Raw genomic sequence first — 2,314 nt, forward strand, 5'->3', positions numbered from 1 at the left:
CTTTTCGTCACCCACTACAGTTGACAAAGAGCCAAAAGAACTTGGACTAGCCAAGCTCTTTCTTTTCTTACAATGATTTGTAAAGTTGACTTGCATTTTCAACAGTGAAACCATATTCTTTAAAGATACGGTCACCAGGTGCTGAGGCACCCCAAGTATCAATAGTAAGTGTTTTACCTGCAAGACCAACGTATTTGCCCCAACCAAAGCTAGTTCCAGCTTCGATAGCCAAACGTTTTGTCACAGCTGCTGGAAGAACTTCTTCTTTATATGCAGCATCTTGTTCATCAAAGAGATTTTGTGATGGCATTGAAACAACACGGACATGCACGCCTTCAGCTTCAAGAGCCGCTTGAGTATCAAGAGCCAATTTCACTTCAGAACCAGTCGCAATGATGATACCATCAAGATCACCTTTAGCTTCTGAGATAATGTAAGCCCCTTTATTGACACCAGCTTCAGCATTTTCAGCTGTACCATCAAGGACTGGCAAGTTTTGACGTGTCAAGACTAGCATTGTTGGACGTTCAGTCTCAGCCAAAGCACGTTTCCATGCAGCATTAGTTTCATTACCATCTGCAGGACGGATAACGTTAAGGTTAGGCATTGAACGCACACTTGCCAATTGTTCGATTGGTTCGTGAGTAGGTCCATCTTCACCAACTGCTACTGAGTCGTGAGTCATAACATAAGTTACTGGCAAGTTTTGAAGTGCTGCCATACGTACTGCTGGAAGCAAGTAGTTTGAGAAGACGAAGAAAGTACCACCATAAACGCGAGTACCACCATGAAGAGCAATACCATTCATCGCTGCAGCCATAGCAAACTCACGCACACCGAACCAAATATTACGTCCAGCATAGTTGTCTGCTTGGAAATCAGACTCAGCCTTAACCATAGTATTGTTAGAAGCTGAAAGGTCTGCTGAACCTCCCCAGAATGAAGGAACTTGTTCAGAAATCTGTTGGATAGCTTGTTGGCTTGACACACGGCTAGCTACTGCTGAACCCAATTCATGAGCATTCAAGTCAACGTGTACAGGTTCATTCGCAAAGGCAGCCTTGTATTCCGCAGCCAATTCTGGGTAAGCAGCTTCATATTCTGCAAATTTAGTTTGCCAAGCATTTTCAGCAGCTTCACCACGGAATTTAATACCAACTTCGAAACGACGAGCGACTTCATCTGGAACTGTAAATGCTGGTGCATCGTAACCATAAACACCTTTTGCATGATCAATGCCGTCTTGACCAATTGGAGCACCGTGGACAGCTGATGTTCCTTGTCCTTCAGCTCCGTAACCAATGATTGTCTTAACTTCGATAATAGATGGTTTATCTGTCTCAGCTTTAGCTTCTTCGATAGCTTTAGCGATAGCTTCCAAATCATTACCATCTTTGACAAGAATGTGTTGCCAACCATAAGCTTCAAACTTAGCCTTAACATCTTCAGTGAAAGCCATTGAAGTTGGCCCATCAAGTGAGATATCATTTGAATCGTAAAGAAGTACCAACTTACCAAGTTTAAGGTGACCAGCAAGACTAGCAGCTTCTTGAGAAACACCTTCCATCAAACATCCATCGCCATGGAGGGCATAAGTATAATGGTCAACAATATCAAAACCAGGTTTGTTAAATTTAGCTGCCAAGTGTGCTTCAGCCATTGCCATACCTACAGCATTAGCAATTCCTTGACCAAGAGGACCTGATGTTGCTTCAATACCATCTGTATGGTTAACTTCAGGGTGACCTGGAGTCTTAGATCCCCATTGACGGAAGTTCTTCAAGTCGTCCATTGTCACGTCGTAGCCAGAAAGGTGCAAGAGACTATAAAGTAAGGCAGAACCATGACCTGCAGAAAGAACAAAACGGTCACGGTTTGTCCAGTTACGGCTTGTCTTTGGATTAACATTCATCACATGGTTCCAAAGCACATAAGCCATTGGCGCTGCACCCATAGGAAGACCTGGGTGCCCAGAATTCGCGGCTTGAATTGCCTCGATCGAAAGCGAACGAATAGTGCTGACCGCCATTTGGTCAATTGCATCAAAAGTCATGATTCTAACTCTCCTTTTTTGGAAAAAATGCGGAGCATACAGACTATTAGCATCTGAGCTCTAGTTATACTACTTTAATTATAGCATATTATCTGTCTCTTTGGGCAATCCAATTCTATTTGTCAAACCCTAAACCCATAAAATATAGGGCCTAAAGCGTTCGTTTATACAAACCCACACTATTTGTCTTATCCCAAGCGATTTATTTGTAAAACTATTCATCAAAAAGTCAAAACCACCCGTGAGAATGATATGATACCT

1 protein-coding gene is annotated in these 2,314 nt (G+C 42.7%); it reads right to left on the minus strand.

The window, feature by feature from the left end; genetic code table 11:
- Positions 1-67 precede the first annotated feature (67 nt).
- Entirely contained in the window at positions 68-2,053 is a 1,986-nt protein-coding gene (tkt, locus tag HMPREF2697_RS07310) for a transketolase (RefSeq protein WP_070850181.1), read from the minus strand.
- Positions 2,054-2,314 lie beyond the last annotated feature (261 nt).

Origin of the sequence: Streptococcus sp. HMSC064D12 (assembly GCF_001837205.1) — a bacterium.
Lineage (GTDB): Bacteria > Bacillota > Bacilli > Lactobacillales > Streptococcaceae > Streptococcus > Streptococcus salivarius_D.